The 16,902-nt window shown below is 64.9% G+C and carries 17 protein-coding genes; 16 read left to right on the top strand and 1 reads right to left on the bottom strand.

The genetic code is table 11. The features are described 5' to 3' along the window. Positions 1–46 precede the first annotated feature (46 nt). The 5 genes from ACYVKM_RS13215 to ACYVKM_RS13195 all read left to right on the top strand — a co-directional run bounded on the left by ACYVKM_RS13215 (position 47) and on the right by ACYVKM_RS13195 (position 4,495). Positions 47–967 (top strand): LysR substrate-binding domain-containing protein, encoded by a 921-nt coding sequence (locus tag ACYVKM_RS13215; RefSeq protein ID WP_460878078.1) that lies wholly within the window; start codon positions 47–49, stop codon positions 965–967. Positions 968–1,038: 71 nt separating this feature from the next. Then, positions 1,039–2,151 (top strand): S-(hydroxymethyl)glutathione dehydrogenase/class III alcohol dehydrogenase, encoded by a 1,113-nt coding sequence (locus tag ACYVKM_RS13210; protein ID WP_460878077.1) that lies wholly within the window; start codon positions 1,039–1,041, stop codon positions 2,149–2,151. Between the two features lie 112 nt (positions 2,152–2,263). Continuing rightward, complete coding sequence (locus tag ACYVKM_RS13205) at positions 2,264–2,926, top strand: NYN domain-containing protein (protein WP_460878076.1); 663 nt, start codon at positions 2,264–2,266, stop codon at positions 2,924–2,926. Between the two features lie 77 nt (positions 2,927–3,003). Further along, positions 3,004–3,936: a class I SAM-dependent methyltransferase gene (locus ACYVKM_RS13200; RefSeq protein WP_460878075.1), complete on the top strand. Its 933-nt coding sequence runs from the start codon at positions 3,004–3,006 to the stop codon at positions 3,934–3,936. A gap of 22 nt (positions 3,937–3,958) precedes the next feature. Further along, positions 3,959–4,495 carry a pseudouridine synthase gene (locus tag ACYVKM_RS13195; protein ID WP_460878074.1) on the top strand — a complete coding sequence of 179 codons (537 nt, stop codon included), beginning with the start codon at positions 3,959–3,961 and terminating at the stop codon, positions 4,493–4,495. Between the two features lie 171 nt (positions 4,496–4,666). Here the strand turns inward: ACYVKM_RS13195 and ACYVKM_RS13190 are convergent, their stop codons facing one another. Beyond that, the gene (locus tag ACYVKM_RS13190; RefSeq protein ID WP_460878073.1) at positions 4,667–5,464 is read right to left on the bottom strand and encodes a TatD family hydrolase; all 798 of its coding nucleotides are present in this window, start codon (positions 5,462–5,464) and stop codon (positions 4,667–4,669) included. Between the two features lie 356 nt (positions 5,465–5,820). Between ACYVKM_RS13190 and gspE the strand changes: the two genes are divergently transcribed. From gspE to gspD, 11 genes are read left to right on the top strand one after another with little or no spacing between them, the layout of a single operon-like run. Further along, positions 5,821–7,554: a type II secretion system ATPase GspE gene (gene gspE / locus ACYVKM_RS13185; RefSeq protein WP_460878072.1), complete on the top strand. Its 1,734-nt coding sequence runs from the start codon at positions 5,821–5,823 to the stop codon at positions 7,552–7,554. 1 nt (position 7,555) lies between these two features. Continuing rightward, complete coding sequence (gspF, locus tag ACYVKM_RS13180; protein ID WP_460878071.1) at positions 7,556–8,773, top strand: type II secretion system inner membrane protein GspF; 1,218 nt, start codon at positions 7,556–7,558, stop codon at positions 8,771–8,773. Between the two features lie 33 nt (positions 8,774–8,806). Then, positions 8,807–9,232, top strand: coding sequence for a type II secretion system major pseudopilin GspG (gspG, locus tag ACYVKM_RS13175; protein WP_460878070.1), 426 nt, complete (start codon positions 8,807–8,809; stop codon positions 9,230–9,232). Between the two features lie 3 nt (positions 9,233–9,235). Next, complete coding sequence (locus ACYVKM_RS13170; protein ID WP_460878069.1) at positions 9,236–9,694, top strand: GspH/FimT family pseudopilin; 459 nt, start codon at positions 9,236–9,238, stop codon at positions 9,692–9,694. Beyond that, a complete protein-coding gene (locus tag ACYVKM_RS13165) occupies positions 9,691–10,140 on the top strand; it encodes a type IV pilus modification PilV family protein (RefSeq protein WP_460878068.1) in 450 nt (149 codons plus the stop codon). The genes ACYVKM_RS13170 and ACYVKM_RS13165 overlap by 4 nt, the downstream gene beginning before the upstream one ends. Next, entirely contained in the window at positions 10,137–10,805 is a 669-nt protein-coding gene (locus ACYVKM_RS13160) for a prepilin-type N-terminal cleavage/methylation domain-containing protein (protein WP_460878067.1), read from the top strand. Before ACYVKM_RS13165 ends, ACYVKM_RS13160 begins: the two co-directional genes overlap by 4 nt. Then, positions 10,802–11,674: a type II secretion system minor pseudopilin gene (locus ACYVKM_RS13155; RefSeq protein WP_460878066.1), complete on the top strand. Its 873-nt coding sequence runs from the start codon at positions 10,802–10,804 to the stop codon at positions 11,672–11,674. The genes ACYVKM_RS13160 and ACYVKM_RS13155 overlap by 4 nt, the downstream gene beginning before the upstream one ends. Continuing rightward, positions 11,671–12,849, top strand: a complete 1,179-nt coding sequence (locus tag ACYVKM_RS13150; protein ID WP_460878065.1) for a PilN domain-containing protein — start codon at positions 11,671–11,673, stop codon at positions 12,847–12,849. Before ACYVKM_RS13155 ends, ACYVKM_RS13150 begins: the two co-directional genes overlap by 4 nt. Further along, a complete protein-coding gene (gene gspM / locus ACYVKM_RS13145) occupies positions 12,846–13,511 on the top strand; it encodes a type II secretion system protein GspM (RefSeq protein ID WP_460878064.1) in 666 nt (221 codons plus the stop codon). Before ACYVKM_RS13150 ends, gspM begins: the two co-directional genes overlap by 4 nt. Further along, positions 13,508–14,230, top strand: coding sequence for a hypothetical protein (locus ACYVKM_RS13140; RefSeq protein WP_460878063.1), 723 nt, complete (start codon positions 13,508–13,510; stop codon positions 14,228–14,230). The genes gspM and ACYVKM_RS13140 overlap by 4 nt, the downstream gene beginning before the upstream one ends. A 3-nt stretch (positions 14,231–14,233) precedes the next feature. Beyond that, positions 14,234–16,900 (top strand): type II secretion system secretin GspD, encoded by a 2,667-nt coding sequence (gene gspD, locus ACYVKM_RS13135; RefSeq protein ID WP_460878062.1) that lies wholly within the window; start codon positions 14,234–14,236, stop codon positions 16,898–16,900. Positions 16,901–16,902: the final 2 nt, after the last annotated feature.

Below are 16,902 nucleotides of genomic sequence, written 5' to 3'. Positions count from 1 at the left end.
GCCAAAAAGCGATATATTCGCAAGCCAGACTTGAGGAAAATTCAAGATGCGCAAGCTGCCGCTGGGTCTGCTGCAACAGTTCGTTCTGGTTGCCCGCGAGGGCAATCTGTCGCGTGCGGCAGCGCAGGCGAACCTCACCGTAAGCGCGCTCAGCCACCAGATGCGCCAGTTGGAGGAACGGCTGGAGCGGCGCCTGTTCGAACGCGGGCCGCGCGGGGTGACGCTGACCGTGGATGGCTGCAGCCTGCTCGAGGCGGTGGGCGAGCATTTCGACGGCATCGAGCATGCGATGTCGCGCTATCACCAGCGTCACCACGATGCGCTTACGCTCAGCGCCAGTCCCGGCATCATGTCGAGCTGGCTGGTGCCGCGACTGCCACGGCTGGTCGCGGTGCACCCGGATCTGGAGCTCAGCCTGCAATCGAGTTCGGCCTTGGTGAATTTCGAGCGCGAGCCGGTCGATGTCGGCTTGCGCTATGGCCGTGGCAACTGGCCCGGTCTGCACAGCGAGCGGCTGTTCGGCGAATGGATCGCGCCAGTCGCAGCGCCGGAATTGATAGCGCGGATGCAGGGTGTTGACCCCCGTGACCTGTCGCGCTGGCCGCTGCTCGGTGAGCCGAGTCCCTCCACGCGCTGGAGCGACTGGTTCGGTCGCACTGGCGGCACGCCACCGAAGCGCTATGTGGCGCAGTTCGACAGCCTCGATGCGTTGCGCCACGCGGCGCTGGAAGGCCTTGGCGTGGCGCTGGGGCGGATGGTGACGTCGAAGTCGCTGATCGACGCCGGGCGGCTGCAGGTGCTGGGCGAAAACTACCTGGCGGTGAAGGAGGCCTACTGGCTGGTGTATCCGTCACGCTCGCAGGAACATCGCGGCCTGCAGCTGTTCCGCGAATGGTTGCTGGCCGAGGCGGACGACTACGGTCGGCAGATGTCGGCGTTTCGGCCCGATGACACGGCCGTTGGCTGATGTGGTTTCGCAAAGCCGGCGGACACGTCATCATCGTGGGTCGTTGCAGACCGATTGCCAGGAGTTGAACCATGAAGTCACGTGCTGCCGTAGCCTGGGAAGCGGGCAAGCCGCTCACGATCGAACAGGTCGATGTGGACGGACCGAAGGCTGGCGAGGTGCTGGTGCGCATCGTCGCCACCGGCGTCTGCCACACCGATGCGTTCACCTTGTCGGGTGCCGACCCCGAAGGCATGTTCCCGGTGATTCTCGGCCACGAGGGTGGCGGCATCGTCGAGGAAGTCGGTGAGGGTGTGACCTCGCTCAAGGTCGGTGACCACGTGATCCCGCTGTACACGCCCGAATGCGGCGAGTGCAAGTTCTGCCTGTCCGGCAAGACCAACCTGTGCCAGAAGATCCGCGTCACCCAGGGCAAGGGCCTGATGCCGGACGGCACATCGCGTTTCTCGCTCAACGGCAAACCGTTGCTGCACTACATGGGCACCAGCACGTTCAGCGAATACACCGTGTTGCCGGAGATCTCGCTGGCGAAGATCAGCAAGGCCGCGCCGCTGGAGAAGGTCTGCCTGCTCGGTTGCGGCATCACCACCGGCATCGGTGCGGTGCTCAACACGGCGAAGGTGGAGCCGGGTGCGTCGGTGGCGGTGTTCGGCCTGGGTGGCATCGGCTTGTCGGTGGTGCAGGGTGCGGTGATGGCGAAGGCCGGGCGCATCGTGGTGGTCGACACCAACCCGGACAAGTTCGAGATGGCGAAGCTGCTCGGCGCCACCGACTTCATCAATCCCAGGGACTACCCGGACACGCCGATCCAGCAGGTGATCGTCGAGCTCACCGACGGCGGCGTGGACTATTCGTTCGAATGCATCGGCAATGTCCACGTGATGCGCGCGGCGCTGGAGTGCTGCCACAAGGGCTGGGGCGAGTCGATCATCATTGGCGTCGCCGGCGCCGGGCAGGAGATCAGCACGCGGCCGTTCCAGCTGGTCACCGGTCGCGTGTGGCGTGGTTCCGCCTTCGGCGGAGTCAAGGGCCGCTCGCAGCTGCCGGGTTATGTGGACCGCTACATGGCCGGCGAGATCCGCATCGACGAGATGATCACCGAGGTGCTCCCGCTGGAGCGCATCAACGACGCATTCGAGCTGATGCATGTGGGCAAGGTGATCCGCTCGGTGATCCATTACTGAGCGGCATCGGCTGCCGTTGCAGTGGAACCTTCGCGTAGAATGAGCGTCCGTCGCCGGCCCATTCTGCCGACGGCGTTCATTCATCCATGCCGCATGCCCATAAGGTTGTCCCATGAACCGTACCGCCATCCTCGTTGACGGTGCTTTTTTCCTTGCCCGCTATCGCAAGGTGTACGGCGAGCGTGACGCCAACGATGCGCGTGCCGTGGCGAAAACCGTGTTCACCATGGCGCTGGAGCATCTGAAGGCGGTCGATCGTCCGCGCGAATCGCTGTATCGGATCTTCTTCTATGACTGCCCGCCGCTGGAAAAGAGTTTCATCAAGCCGGTCAGCGGCGACAGCATCGACTTCGGGCGCACCGGGGCCGCCGGGTTCCGGCGTGAGCTGCACGACCAGCTACGCCGCCAGCGCAAGTTGGCGCTGCGGCTGGGCAGGCTGGCCGAACGCGGCGAATGGCAGTTGAAGCGCAACGCCTACCAGCAGCTGCGTGACGGCAACCTGCAGTGGGACGATCTCGGCGATGAGCATTTCGAACCGGACATGCGCCAGACCCAGGTCGACATGAAGATCGGCATCGACATCGCCGCATTGACCTACAAGAAGCTGGTCGACCAGATCATCCTGATCGCCGGCGATGCGGATTTCATTCCGGCCGCGAAACTGGCCCGTTACGAGGGTATCGATTTCATCCTCGATCCGATGTGGCAGGGCATCGCGCCGGATCTGCACGAACATATCGACGGGCTGCAATCCGTGTGCCCGCGGCCGTTCTGAGACATCCACCGAATCTGCACATCGCGGTCGTCATGATGGCGCCGGGTCCGGACAACCAACACACCAAGGGGCAATCGATGAATCGCGGTATACGAGCAGCAAGCAGGGGCGCAACGGTGACGTTGTTGTTGGCGGCCTGCCTGAGCCTGCCCGGCATCGCCATGGCGCAAGCTGCGCCGGCGAGTTCGACCGGAACGGATCAGCCCGCCAACGAGTTGGTACCGCCAACCAGCGCCAGCGATTTCACTTCCGCCCAGCTGGATAGCGTGCTGGCCGGCAGCTGGCGTTCGGAGGCCAACCGCGCCCGCGACGTGTATCGCCATCCCAAGGCCACCTTGCAGTTCTTCGGTATCCGGCCGGATCAGACGGTGATCGAGATCACTCCCGGTGGCGGCTGGTACAGCGAGATCCTGGCGCCGCTGTTGCACGACAACGGTCACTACGTTGCCGCCGTGCAGGCGCCGAGTGGCGGCGGCGAAGCGCGTCGCGACGACGATGCACTGCATCGCAAGTTTGCCGGCGACGCGACGCATTACGGCAAGGCACAGTTCGTCACCTTCGATCCGAAGGCGCCGGTGTTCGGCGCGCCCGGTTCGGCCGATCTGGTACTGACATTCCGCAACGTGCACAACTGGGTGATGACGGATACCGCGCCAGCGATGTTCAAGGCGTTCTTCGCGGTGCTGCGACCCGGTGGCGTGCTGGGCGTGGTCGATCACCGCGCCGACAACGATGCCCCGCTGGCAACGGTGAAGCAGAGCGGTTACCTGCCGACCCGCTACGTGGTGAAGCTGGCCACGGATGCTGGCTTCACATTGGACGAGAGCAGCGAGATCAACGCGAATCCGAAGGACACCAAGGACTACCCGAAGGGTGTGTGGACCCTGCCACCCACGCTTGCGCTGGGCGAGCAGGACAAGGCGAAGTATCAGGCGATCGGCGAGTCCGACCGGATGACCTTGCGTTTCGTCAAACCGTCGGCACCGGCATCGACCGCCTCGACGCCCTGAGGCGCCTTGCAGGCGCGTCGCCATGCTGATCGCCTTGAACAAACCGTATGGCGTGCTGTGCCAGTTCACTGATGCGGGCGGACGGCGCACGCTGGCCGAATTCGTCCGGCAAAAGGACGTCTATGCGGCTGGACGGCTGGATCATGACAGCGAGGGCCTGCTATTGCTGACGGATGATGGTGGTCTGGCACATCGGCTCACCGATCCGCGCCACAAGCAGACCAAGACCTATCTGGTGCAGGTCGATGGAGCAATTGGCGAGGAGGCCCTGCAGGCATTGCGCCGAGGTGTCTCGTTGAATGACGGCGGAACACTGCCAGCGGAAGCGGAACTTGCAACGGAGCCAGGCTGGCTATGGCCACGCGATCCGCCGGTACGTTTCCGCAAGAGCATTCCCACCAGCTGGCTCAGTCTCACCCTGCGCGAGGGCCGCAACCGGCAGGTTCGGCGGATGACCGCCGCGGTCGGCTTTCCTACGCTGCGGCTGATACGCGTGCGAATTGGCGAGCATGCGCTGGACGGGTTGGTGCCTGGCGAGACGCGCACGTTGTTGCCGTAGGGGCGCACCTCGGGTACTTCTAGGGATGGTCTGAATAAATCTTTGCCCGTCATCCCAGCGAAAGCTGGGATCCAGTGCCGTTGCAAGACACTGCAGACGCTGGATTGACCAGCTTCGCTGTTGTGGAGCTTTTCAGCTTTCGCTGGTAATGACGAGTTATTCAGGCCATCCCTAAGGGAGCTGTAACAGGCCGAAGAACGCCTCCGCGGTAGCGGTGCTGTTCGCCGCCGTGACGGCCACCGGTTCACCACGGTCGCGCGCGATCTCCTCGCAGATGTGCTTCAGATACATCGGCTCGTTGCGCCGGTGCGCCGGCTGCGGCCGCACTGTGCGCGGCAGCAGATAGGGTGCATCGGTCTCGATCATCAACCGATTTGCGGGAATCTCGCGCACCAGTTCGCGCAGGTGGGTGCCGCGGCGCTCGTCGCAGATCCAGCCGGTGATGCCGATATGGCAATCCAGCGCGAGGTAGTCGCGCAGCGCTTCACCGGTGTCGGTGAAGCAGTGCACCACGGCGGCAGGAACCTTGTCGCGATAACGTCGCAACAAAGCAATGAAATCGACATGTGCATCGCGTTGGTGCAGGAACAGCGGCTTCTGCGTATCTGCCGCGATCTGCAACTGGCGCTCGAACACCTGCAGTTGCACCGCGCGTGGCGAATAGTTGCGGTTGTAGTCGAGCCCGGTTTCGCCGATCGCGCGAACCGCGTGATCCTGCGCAAGTTCGCGCAACACCGCATCGGTGGCATCGTCATAGTCGATCGCGTGGTGCGGATGCACGCCGGCGGTCGCGAACAGCACGGCCGGATGTGCCTTGGCCAGCATCAGTGCATGCGCGCTGCCTTCGCGCGAGGCGCCGGTGACGATCATCCGGCTGACCCCGTGCGCATGCGCACGCTGCAATACGGCATCGAAATCGTGATGGAACGACTCATGGCCGAGGTTGGCGCCGATATCGAGCAGCTGCATGGTTCGGCCAAGGAGCGAAAACAACATTGTCCCAGACGTTGATGGGTGTGCAAGACTGCCCCTGAATCCACCGCTTCGAGTCAGGTGCTGCTGCATGAAGCGGCAACGCGTCGAAATAATTTGCGCGAACGGGATCACAGCCGGCTTAGGCCGGGAAATTTTCCCGGCCGCTGGTGCCCATCAGGGCGATGCAAGCCTCACAATGGGCATTCATTTCAGGTGCGATCCATGAACGGGACAATGACGTGGCACGACGCTGCTCGCCTGTCGCCTGCCGGATGTGATAACTATGGTGTTTACCGTTTCGCTGAAGGGGGGCGTTGACGGTATTCGCCTATATTTGAGCGGGGTGGAGGATGTCGGCAGCCATTGAGCCGGCGATTGACGGGGCGGGCACCGGCATGGACGACCGCGAAGCGGAAGTCTGTGCGTGGCTGGTCGCACGCGGTCGCCTGAAGGACAGTGACCTGGGGCGTGCGCGCCGGCTGCACGAGGAATCCGCCGAAGGCACGCTGACCACCTTGATGGCTCGGCTCGGACTGGTGTCCGAGCGCGATCTGGCCGAGGCCTGGGCGGAATTGCTGCAGGTGCCGCTGCTGGCGGCGCGCGATGCACCGGAGTTGCCGCCAGTCGATCTCGAACTGTCGTTGCGCTTCCTGAAGCAGCAACACGTGGTGCCGGTGAGCGATGAAAAGGACGGGCTGGCCCTGATCGTGGCCGACCCGGCGGATCCGTATCCGTTGCAGGCAGTCGAGCTGGCCGCGGGTCGACCGGTCGCCCTGCGGATTGGCCTGCGCTCGGAAATCGATGGCCTGATCGAACGCTATTACGGCAGCGGCCGTTCGGCGATGGGCACGATCGTCGAAAACCTCGACGGCAGTGCCGCGGAAGAGGATGACGTCGAGCACCTGCGCGATCTGGCGTCCGAAGCGCCGGTGATCCGGCTGGTGAACCTGATTCTTCAACGTGCGGTCGAGCAGCGCGCCTCGGACGTGCACATCGAACCGTTCGAGAACCGGCTGAAGGTGCGTTACCGCATCGACGGCGTGCTGCATGAAGTGGAGGCGCCGCCATCATCGTCGACCGCGGCGGTGATTTCGCGCGTGAAGATCATGGCGCGGCTGAACATCGCCGAGCGCCGGCTGCCGCAGGACGGCCGCATCCAGCTGCGCGTGCAGGGCAAGGAGCTCGACCTGCGCGTGTCGACCGTGCCGACCAGTTTCGGCGAGTCGGTGGTGATGCGCATCCTCGATCGCGAATCGGTGGTGTTCGATTTCGCCTCGCTTGGCTTCACCGACAGCTTCCAGTCGCGTTTCGTCGAGGTGCTGAATCGGCCGCACGGCATCCTGCTGGTCACCGGTCCGACCGGCTCGGGCAAGACCACCACGCTGTACACCGCGCTGTCGCAGATCAATACCAATGACGTGAAGATCATCACGGTCGAGGATCCGGTCGAATACCAGCTCGAAGGCATCAACCAGATCCAGGTGAAGCCGCAGATCGGGCTGGATTTCTCCGGTGCGCTGCGTTCGATCATGCGCCAGGACCCGGACGTGATCATGATCGGCGAAATGCGCGATCTGGAGACCTGCCGCATCGCGATCCAGTCCGCGCTCACCGGCCATCTGGTGCTGTCCACCCTGCACACCAATTCGGCGGCCGGCGGCATCACGCGGCTGCTGGACATGGGCGTCGAAGACTACCTGCTCGGTTCCACCGTCAACGGCATCCTGGCGCAGCGGCTGGTGCGCCGGCTCGATCCGGAAACGGCGATTTCCTACGAGGCGTTGCCCGAAGTGATCGCGCAGTTCGAACTGGAAAAATACACCGACGAGCGGCCGATCCGGCTGTGGAAACCGGGCAGCAGCACGGCCAATCCCACGGGATATCGCGGTCGCCGCGCGATCATGGAATTTCTCACCATGAGCGATCCGCTGCGCCGACTGGTGATGCAGCGCGCCGATGCCGGCGAGATCGAGAAGCAGGCGCGCGCCGAAGGCATGCGCACGATGTACGAGGACGGCATCGTCAAGGCCGTGGCCGGCATCACCACGCTGGAGGAGGTCCTGCGCGTCACGCAGGAAGGCTGACGTGGCGCAGTTCCGTTACAAGGCAGTCAGCGATGCCGGCGAAATGCTGCAGGGGCAGATGGAGGCCGCCAGTGTCGACGAGGTGATCGGCCGGCTGCAGGATCAGGGACACACCCCGCTGGAGGCGCAGCCTGCCGATGCTGCCGGTGGCGGCAGTGGGCTGGCGGCCCTGTTCAAGCGCGGTCCGTTCACCGGTGACCAGCTGGCACAGTTCACGCATCAGTTGGCCACCCTGCTCGGTGCCGGCCAGCCGCTGGATCGCGCGCTCGGCATCCTGCTCGAGCTGCCGGAGGGCGAGAGCGCGAAGAAGCTGGTGGAGCGCGTGCGTGACCGCGTGCGTGGCGGCAACACGCTGTCCTCTGCGCTGGACGAGGAACACGGCGTATTCCCGAAGCTGTATGTCAGCCTGGTGCGCGCCGGCGAGGCAGGCGGTTCGCTGGAAGAGACGCTGCGCCGGCTGGCCGACTATCTGGAGCGTTCGCAACAGTTGCGCGGCAGCATCGTCAACGCGTTGATCTACCCGGCGTTCCTGATGGTGGGCGTGCTCGGTTCGCTGGTGCTGCTGCTGGCCTACGTGGTGCCGCAGTTCGTGCCGATCTTCGAGGACATGCAGGTGCCGATCCCGTGGATCACCGAAGCGGTACTGGTGCTCGGCAACACCTTGCAGGCATGGTGGTGGCTGATCCTGCTGGTGCTCGGAGGCGGGCTGTTTTTCTGGCGTGCGCGATTGCGCGATCCGCAGGCGCGGCTGGCCTGGCACATGCGGCTGTTGACGATGCGGCTGGTCGGCCCGCTGTTGCTGAAGGTGGAGACCGCACGGATCGCCCGCACGCTCGGCACCCTGCTGAAGAACGGAGTGCCCTTGCTGAGCGCGCTGACCATCGCACGCCAGGTCACCGGCAACCGCGCACTGGATGCGGCGCTGACGACAGCGCACGAGCAGGTCAAGGGCGGTGCCGGACTGAGCCTCGCGCTGGGACAGTCGAAGCTGTTCCCGCGGCTGGCGATGCAGATGGTGCAGGTCGGCGAGGAAGCCGGCCAGCTCGACACCATGCTGCTGAAAGTGGCCGATACGTTTGAACTTGAATCCAGGCGCGCGATCGATCGTCTGCTGGCTGCGCTGGTACCGGCGCTGACCATCGTGATGACGGTGATGGTGGCGATCATCATGGCGGCGATCCTGCTGCCGCTGCTCAGTCTCACCAGCAATATCCAGTAGATGCACAACCATTCGCCAACCCGAGGTAATCCCATGCAATACAGGCAACCACGACGTATCGGTTCGAACGCCGGCTTCACCCTGCTCGAAATGCTGGCGGTGATCGTGCTGATCGGCATCATCGGCGCGGTGGTAGTGACCCAGGTCGGCAAGAACGTCGACAAGGGCAAGTACGGTGCGGGCAAGGCGCAGCTGCTGACGCTGAGCCAGAAGATCGAGAACTACGCACTGGACAACGGCTCGCCGCCGCAGCAGCTGGAGGATCTGGTGGTGAAGCCGGCCAACGCATCGAACTGGCAGGGCCCGTATGCGAAGGAATCGGACCTGAAGGATCCGTGGGGTCACGCCTTCGGTTATCAGTATCCAGGCCAGCACGGCAACTTCGATCTGATCTTCTACGGTCAGGACGGCAAGCCTGGTGGCGACGGTTACAGCCAGGACGTGGGCAACTGGCAGTAAGTCATGAAGCTTGCGCGCGCCAACGGGTTCACCCTGCTCGAGATGCTCGCGGTGATCCTGCTGATCGGCATCGCGGCCGCCGCTGTGTCGGTCGCGGTGACGCAGGGGCTGGCCAGTGCGCGCGTGCGTGCGGCCAGCAGCGAGCTGGCCGGTGCGCTGCGGGCCACACGTGCGCAGGCGATCGTGCGCGGACAGGAACAGAACTTCGACGTGGACACCCGCGCGAATACCTACCGCAACGTACGCGAGCAGGACATACGCCTGCCGAAGGGGCTGCGCGTAAGCGTCACCAGTGCGAAGGAGGACGAGCCGAACGATCACACCGGGCGCATCCGCTTCTTTCCCGACGGCAGTTCCACCGGCGGACGAATCACCCTGCAGAGCGGCAAGCGGCAGTGGCATGTCAACGTGTCCTGGCTGACCGGTGAAGTGCGCGTGGTCGATACGGTGGCGGCGCGATGAACCGCCTGCACCCACGGCATGCATGCTTGCAGCAAGGCTTCAGCCTGCTCGAGGTGATTGCCGCGATCATGCTGCTGGCGATTGCATTCACTGCCTTGATGAAGGTGGCTGGTGCTTCGATCAACCTGAGCCGCAACGCAGCCGAACACAGCGAGGCGGCGATGTGGGCACGCAGCATGCTGGACAGCGCGTATGTCGGCGAGCCGCTGCAGGCGGGCAGCCGTTCTGGCCAGTTCAATCGCCAGTTCCGCTGGCGGCTCGACGTGACGCCATGGAATCAGGCCGGCGTGGCTCCGCCCGCTGCGCCGCTGCATCTGTACCAACTGGATCTTGACGTGCAATGGGGACCGCCGGCGCATCCGCGCGAGGCGCATTTCCGCACGTTGCGGCTGGCCGGTCCGCAAGTCGGCGGTGGCAGCGCCGGCAGTCTGCAGGCTGACCGATGAAACGCGCTGCCGGGTTCACCCTGCTGGAAGTGCTGGCCTCGCTGGTGCTGCTGGCGCTGCTGCTGGTGGGCGTGTACTCAGGCATCCGCACTGCCACCCACAGCGTGCGTTCGGGTACCGCCGCGATCGAGCGGGTCGACCAGATCCGTTCGGCCGAAGATTTCCTGCGGCGCGAGCTGGCGCAGAGCCTGATCCAGCCGATCAGCCACAACGAACACGGTGAGGCCATCTATTTCGAGGGAAGCGCACGCGAGATGCGTTATGTCGCGCCGCTACCCGGCTATCTCGGCAAGCTCGGCCCGCAGTTGCAGCAGCTGCAGCTGGTGAGTGACGGCAAGGGCGGCCTGCGGCTGGAGCTGAGCCTGGCCGTGCTGCCGCCGGACGGCCAGCCGCTCAAGTCCCTGGGCGATACGCAGGTATTGCTGGATCACATCAAGGACGGCAGCTTCGGCTATCGCGGCGTCGACGGGCAGGGACAGGCCGTGGCGTGGTCCGGCACGTGGGCGGACGGCCGGATGCTGCCGCAGCTGGTACGCATCGAGCTGCAGCCGGAAGGCAACCAGGGCTGGCCGCAGCTCGATGTGCCATTGCGCGCCAATCCGCTGAACAGCAACGGACCTGCCGGCCTGCCGCGGGCGATCCTGCGTGGCGGGAGTCAGCCATGAGGCGGCGGCTGGCCCGGCGCAGCGACCAGCGCGGGGTGGCCCTGCTGCTGGTGCTGTGGGCGTGCACCCTGCTGGCGATCCTGCTGGGAGGTTATGCCGCGCTGGCGCGTACCGAGGGTTTGCAGGCGCGCTACGAATTTGCCCAGGCCCAGGCGCATTACGCCGCCGAAGCAGGCCTGATGCGCGCAGTCTACGGGCTGCAGAATCCGGACCTGAAGCAGCGATGGATGGGTGATGGACGCATTTATCCGTTCCATTACGACCATGCCACCGTCATGGTGTCGGCGATCGACGAGGGCGGCAAGGTGGATCTCAACAGCGCCACGCCCGACGTGCTGCAGGCTCTTTTCCAGGCCGCGGGGATGGACCCGGAACACGCCAAGACGCTGGCCGCCAACGTGGTGGACTGGCGTGGCCAGGCCGGCCTCGACAGCGCGGCGACCACCCAGCGTGCCGCCTATGCGGCGGCCGGACGCGACTACGGTCCGCGCCACGGGGCGTTCGCCAGCATCGAGGAACTGCAGATGGTACTGGGCATGACGCCGGCGCTGTATCAGCTGGTGGCGCCAGTCATCACGATCTGGTCGGGCAACCCGAGTCCGGATCCGAATACGGCGCCGCCACTGGCGCTGGCAGCAATTCCGGGAATGACGCCGCAGCAGCAGAGTGCGATCCAGGCCACACGCCTGCGCAATGCAAACGATCCAGGTGTGGTTCTCAACAACGGAACCACACACAGTATCCAGTCCGAGGCTACGCTGGCCGATGGCACGCGTGCCGTATTGCGTGCCACGATTCGTATGCAGGGGGGGCAGGCCGGTGCGCAACCGTATGTGGTGCTGCGCTGGCAGGAGGGGAATGCGGAATGAGTAATACGGCAACTCAGTCGTTGCGGCCGCTGCTGGATCGTCTGCGTCGAAGCTTGCGTGCTTCGCCATTGCCGGCCTTTCTCGGCTGGTGGGGTGGCGAATTGCGCGGGCTGCTGCCGTTGCGCTGGCGTGGCTGGCTCGGCGGTGGAGCCGACTGGCATCTTCTGCAATGCACGGGCACGCAGTGGACGCTGCGCCGCGCCGGGCATGGCGAGACGCTGGCCCGTTGGGATGACAACGCCGAGCCGTCAGCCGTCGATGCCGGCTTCGGGCAGGCTGCACTGAACGCCGCCTTGCAGAAGGTCGATCGCGAGGATCTGCGGCTGGCCTTGCTGCTGCCGCCGCCCATGGTGTTGCGGCGTACGTTGCTGCTGCCGGTGGCTGCGCGAGACAACCTGCAACAGGTGATGGCGTTCGAGATGGACCGGCAGACTCCTTTCAGCGCGGCACAGGTGTATTACGCGGTGCGCGAACTGAGTGCGCCCATCGCCGGACGCTTCCATGCGGAACTGGTAGTGGTGACGCGTGGCATGCTGGATCCCCTGCTGACGCGCCTGCGCGAGCTGGGCGTCTCGATCGATGCGGTCGATCTGGCCGTCGGCAATGACCGCCTCGGCGTCAACCTGCTGCCGCTGGAGCAGACGCCGCGCCACGTGCGGCCGCGTCGTCGATTGAACCTGGCGCTGGCGGCGGGTTGCGTGCTGTTGCTGTTGCTGGTGCTGGCGCAGTGGCTGCAGAACCGGCAGACGGCGCTCGAGCAGATGCGCACCGAGGTCGAGAACATGCGTGGCGAGGCGCAGCAGGTCGCTGCGCTGCGCACGCAATTGCAGGACAACGCGGGTGCCGCCGGCTTTCTGGTCCGGCGCAAGAAAAACACCAGTGCCATGCTCAGCGTGCTGCAGGATGTCACGCAGCGGCTACCGGACAGCGCGTGGCTGGAGCGTTTCAACGTGGACAATACCGGCCAGGTGGGCATGCAGGGACAGAGCCAGCAGGCAGCGAAGCTGCTCGATGCCCTGAAGGATTCGCGACTGATCACCAATGCCAGCTTCCAGGGCAGCATCCAGCCCGATCCGACCACCGGCAAGGAACGTTTCTACCTGATGGCGCAGTTGGCGACGGCCCAGGCAAAGCCCGCTGCCGCGTCGTCGGCAGGCGATGGGGGCGCGCCATGAAGCTGGCTGCACTCAATCCCCGCGACAGCCGCATCGCGGCGATCCTGCTGTTGTTGCTGACGCTGTTGCTGGCTTACTTCGTCTTGCTGCACTGGTGGTTCGTGGCGCCGTTGCGGCAGATCAATGGCGAGATGTCCGACCTGCGCGACACGCAGAGCCGCTATGCGGCGGCGATCGCCGAAAAGCCGGCGCTGCAGCAGCGGCTTGCCGCGCTGGGTGCGGGTCAGGCGGCCAGCAGTGCGTTTCTGGCGGACGACGATCCGAACACTGCCGCTGCCGATCTGATGCAGCGCGTGGTCGATGTGGTTGGCAACAGCACCCATGGCGGCAGTTGCGAGGTGAGCCAGAAGATGCCGTTGCCGAGCCCGCCGGCGACACCCGGCGAGCCTTATCGCAAGGCAGCCGTGAGCATCAATCTGAGTTGCGACATCGAATCGCTGGCGAGTGTCCTGCATGAACTCGAGCAGGGTATACCGTACGTCTTCATCGACGATCTCAGCATCTATCGCAATCCGGTGGCGGCGCAGCAGAATCGGGGCGCGCCGCTGGAGGTGCAGTTCACCTTGTCCGGTTACCTGCGACCGTCGCACGGGAGCCCTCCGGCGGCCCCCGTGAATGCACCGCCCGGCATGCAGCCATCGGGTCAAGGAGCTGCGCCATGAATGCCGCACATCAGCGCAGCCTGACCCCGGTACTCGCGGTGACTGCGATCGTGCTGGGTTCATTGTGGTTGCTGCTGCTCGGCGGCATCGGCAGCAAGGTGCACTGGAACGCACCGCGAGCGCTGGCGCCGCTGCCGCGGGCGGGCAATGCCACCAGCCTGCCGGCACCGCTGCCACTGGAGCAGTTCGCCGTGGTCTGGCAGAAGCCGTTGTTCAGCCCCGACCGCAAACCGGCGGCACGCATGGCCAGCGCGGGTGCCGGCCTCGGTGACCTCGAACTGACCGGCATCATCCTCACGCCGACGCTGCGCATGGCCTTGCTGCGCGACAAGAATGGTGATCATCGTGAGGTGCGACTGCGCGAGGGTGCGTCCTTGCCGGATGGCAGCGTCACCCTGCTGGAAGTGCATCCGCGTTCGGCGGTGTTCGCGACATCCGCTGGTCAGACCGAGTTGAAGCTGCCGGCTGGCGCGCCTTTCGACGGGCAAAAGCCCGGTACGGCAGAAGCTCCGGTCAGCCCGGATGTTCCTGCAGGCGCAATGATGAATGTCCAGTCCCATGATCCTGCCGGTCCGGCAAATCGCGGCGGGAATGATCAGGCTCCGCAAGTGAAGCCGCAGCCGGGGAATCCGCCTCAACAAAAAGTCCTTGAGCGACTCAGGGAAAATATCCAGAAACGTCGTGCCGCTGCTGCTGCGGCCAACGCAGGAGTACGTTGATCCATGTTCCGCAAACTCACTCAGCAAACCCTGCGCACTGGCGCGCTGGCATGTGCCGTATGGCTGGCAGGCTGTGCCAGCCTGCAGCCGCCATCGCTGCCGCATGACGACGGCGCACTGCAGCGCGAGGCGATCGCCGGCACGCAGAATCCGGTGCCCGCGCCGTTGCCGTTGAACAACGGCATATCGGACAACAGCGCGGGCGCACCCCAGTCGGAGGTGAGCCGGGGCAGCGGACAGTTCATCCGGCCCACCGCGCTGAGCCAGCCGCGGCCGACAGCCAGCGGTGGCGGATCGGTGACCTTCAATTTCGAGAACCAGCCGGTGCAGGCGGTGGTCAAGGCGATCCTCGGCGACCTGCTCAAGCAGAACTACACGATCGTGCCGGGCGTGCAGGGCAATATCTCGTTCTCCACTTCCGAACCGGTCGACGCGGAGCAGGCCCTGCCGATCCTCGAGACCTTGCTGTCGTGGACCCATAACGCGCTGGTCAAGCGCAACGGCGGCTATGTGGTGCTGCCCGAGAAGGAAGCCGTGGCCGGCAACATGGTGCCGAGCCTCGGCGCCAGCGCACCCACGAGCGGCTTGCAGTCGCGTTTGTTTCCGCTGCATTACATCTCCGCCACCGAGATGCAGAAGCTGATCAAGCCGTTCGCGCGGGCAGATTCCGTATTGCTGGTGGATCCGGCGCGCAACCTGCTGGTGATGTCCGGCACACCGGAGGAACTGGCCAACTACCAGAGCATGGTGCGCACCTTCGACGTCGACTGGCTGCGCGGCATGTCGGTCGGCGTGTTCAACCTGCAGTACGCCAACGTCGGCGAGCTGATGCCCAAGCTGGATGGCATGTTCGGCGAAAAGGGGAATACTCCGCTGGCCGGCATGCTGCGCTTCATTCCGATCGAGCGCACCAACGCCCTGGTGGTGATCAGCACCCAGCCGGAATACCTGCAGGAAGTCGGTGACTGGATCACCCGCATCGATCGCGGCGGCGGCAACGAGCCGCAGTTGTTCGTCTACGACGTGCGCAACATCAAGGCCTCGGATCTGGCCAAGTATCTGGCGCAGATCTACACCAACGGTGCTGGCAACGGCGGCGACAACGGTGGCAAGGTCGGGCCAGGCCTGAGCAGCACGACGCTGGGCAGTGCCGACAACAGCAATGGCGGGACCAGCATGGGTAGCACCGCCGGCAGCTTCGGCAGCTCGGCCAGTGGTTCGAGCGGTGCGTTCGGCTCGACCGGAACCACTGGTTCGACCGGCTTTGGCGGGCTGGGCGGCACCGGCGGCACTACCGGCACCAGCACCGGTTTCGGAAGTGGCACGTCGACTGGAATCGGTAGTACGGGAAAGAATTTTGCTCCTGGTGGCGGCAGTGCGGGTACGGGAGACGCCGCTGGCAACGGCGGGTCGGGCGACCAGCAATACACCTCCAGCGACGGCAGCGTGCGCATCAGCTCGGTCGACAGCAGCAACCAGCTGATGGTGCGTGCCCGGCCGTCGCAGTGGGAGGAGATCAAGGGAGCGATCAACAAACTGGACAATGTGCCACTGCAGGTGCAGATCGAGACGCGCATCATGGAAGTCACACTTACGGGTGACTTTGCGTTCGGTGTGCAGTGGTATCTGCAGGGGTTGACCGGCAGCACCACCAACAGCGATGGCAGCGTCACGCCCGGGCAGCCATATCGCCATCGGGCTGCCGCACTTGGCGGCGGCGGCAACACCTACAACAGCGGTGATTCGCTGTTCTACTCTTTCATTAACAGCAAGATGCAGGTCGCGCTCAGCGCGATGGAGACCAGCGCCAATACCAAGACACTGTCGGCGCCCTCGATGGTCGTGCTCAACAACCAGCTGGCGCATATCCAGGTCGGTAACCAGATCCCGGTCAACCAGACCTCGATCATCGGCCTGGGCGCGACAACGTCCACGGATGCAACGGCCAGTACGGTGACGTATCTCCCCACGGGCGTGATCCTCGATGTGCAGCCGCGGGTGAATCCGGGTGGCCTGGTCTACCTCAATGTGCACCAGCAGGTCAGCTCGACACTTGGTGCCGCCAATGCGCAGGGCAACTTCACCATCGCGCAGCGTGATGTGGCGACCCAGATCGCGGTGCAAAGCGGGCAGACGGTATTGCTTGGTGGCCTGATCCAGCAGGACGAAAGCACGACCAATACCGGCATTCCGGGACTGAACGATATCCCCTGGCTGGGCCGGCTGTTCGGCACCACCAGCCGCAGCAAGGACCGCACCGAGCTGATCGTGTTGATCACGCCGCGGGTGATTCGCGGTGCCCAGGATGCCAAGCAGATCACCGACGATTACCAAAGCAGGTTCGAGTCGCTGGCACCGCTGCGTGCAGCAGGCAACAGCGTCAGCACGGCACCCGCCGCGATCGTGCCTTTGCCGGCAGCATCTGCGCCGGAGCCAAGCTGGCCGGAGCAGCTGCAGCAGCATGCCGAGGATGCCCTGCGCCAAGCCGACTATGCCAATGCGCAGGACCTGGCGATGCAATCCTGGCGACAGGGTTCGCGGCACGGCAATTTGTGCGAACGCAACTGGCAGGTGATCGTGCAGGCGCGCCAGCGCAGCCATGCGCTGGGCAGTGCCGATGTGGCGCGCAAGCAGGAAGCGGCATGCCTGCAGCCGGCAGCCTCGCCGTAGTC

The organism is Rhodanobacter koreensis, assembly GCF_054782855.1.
Note: the sequence above shows the minus strand (reverse complement) of the source record. Positions and strands in the feature narration are given on the sequence as shown.

Excerpts from the sequence above, each read along its gene's own strand:
- ACYVKM_RS13215 (WP_460878078.1), top strand. The coding sequence starts at position 47 with ATGCGCAAGCTGCCGCTGGGTCTGCTGCAACAGTTCGTTCTGGTTGCC.
- ACYVKM_RS13210 (WP_460878077.1), top strand. The coding sequence starts at position 1,039 with ATGAAGTCACGTGCTGCCGTAGCCTGGGAAGCGGGCAAGCCGCTCACG.
- ACYVKM_RS13205 (WP_460878076.1), top strand. The coding sequence starts at position 2,264 with ATGAACCGTACCGCCATCCTCGTTGACGGTGCTTTTTTCCTTGCCCGC.
- ACYVKM_RS13200 (WP_460878075.1), top strand. The coding sequence starts at position 3,004 with ATGAATCGCGGTATACGAGCAGCAAGCAGGGGCGCAACGGTGACGTTG.
- ACYVKM_RS13195 (WP_460878074.1), top strand. The coding sequence starts at position 3,959 with ATGCTGATCGCCTTGAACAAACCGTATGGCGTGCTGTGCCAGTTCACT.
- ACYVKM_RS13190 (WP_460878073.1), bottom strand. The coding sequence starts at position 5,464 with ATGCAGCTGCTCGATATCGGCGCCAACCTCGGCCATGAGTCGTTCCAT.
- gspE (WP_460878072.1), top strand. The coding sequence starts at position 5,821 with ATGTCGGCAGCCATTGAGCCGGCGATTGACGGGGCGGGCACCGGCATG.
- gspG (WP_460878070.1), top strand. The coding sequence starts at position 8,807 with ATGCAATACAGGCAACCACGACGTATCGGTTCGAACGCCGGCTTCACC.
- ACYVKM_RS13170 (WP_460878069.1), top strand. The coding sequence starts at position 9,236 with ATGAAGCTTGCGCGCGCCAACGGGTTCACCCTGCTCGAGATGCTCGCG.
- ACYVKM_RS13165 (WP_460878068.1), top strand. The coding sequence starts at position 9,691 with ATGAACCGCCTGCACCCACGGCATGCATGCTTGCAGCAAGGCTTCAGC.
- ACYVKM_RS13160 (WP_460878067.1), top strand. The coding sequence starts at position 10,137 with ATGAAACGCGCTGCCGGGTTCACCCTGCTGGAAGTGCTGGCCTCGCTG.
- ACYVKM_RS13155 (WP_460878066.1), top strand. The coding sequence starts at position 10,802 with ATGAGGCGGCGGCTGGCCCGGCGCAGCGACCAGCGCGGGGTGGCCCTG.
- ACYVKM_RS13150 (WP_460878065.1), top strand. The coding sequence starts at position 11,671 with ATGAGTAATACGGCAACTCAGTCGTTGCGGCCGCTGCTGGATCGTCTG.
- gspM (WP_460878064.1), top strand. The coding sequence starts at position 12,846 with ATGAAGCTGGCTGCACTCAATCCCCGCGACAGCCGCATCGCGGCGATC.
- ACYVKM_RS13140 (WP_460878063.1), top strand. The coding sequence starts at position 13,508 with ATGAATGCCGCACATCAGCGCAGCCTGACCCCGGTACTCGCGGTGACT.
- gspD (WP_460878062.1), top strand. The coding sequence starts at position 14,234 with ATGTTCCGCAAACTCACTCAGCAAACCCTGCGCACTGGCGCGCTGGCA.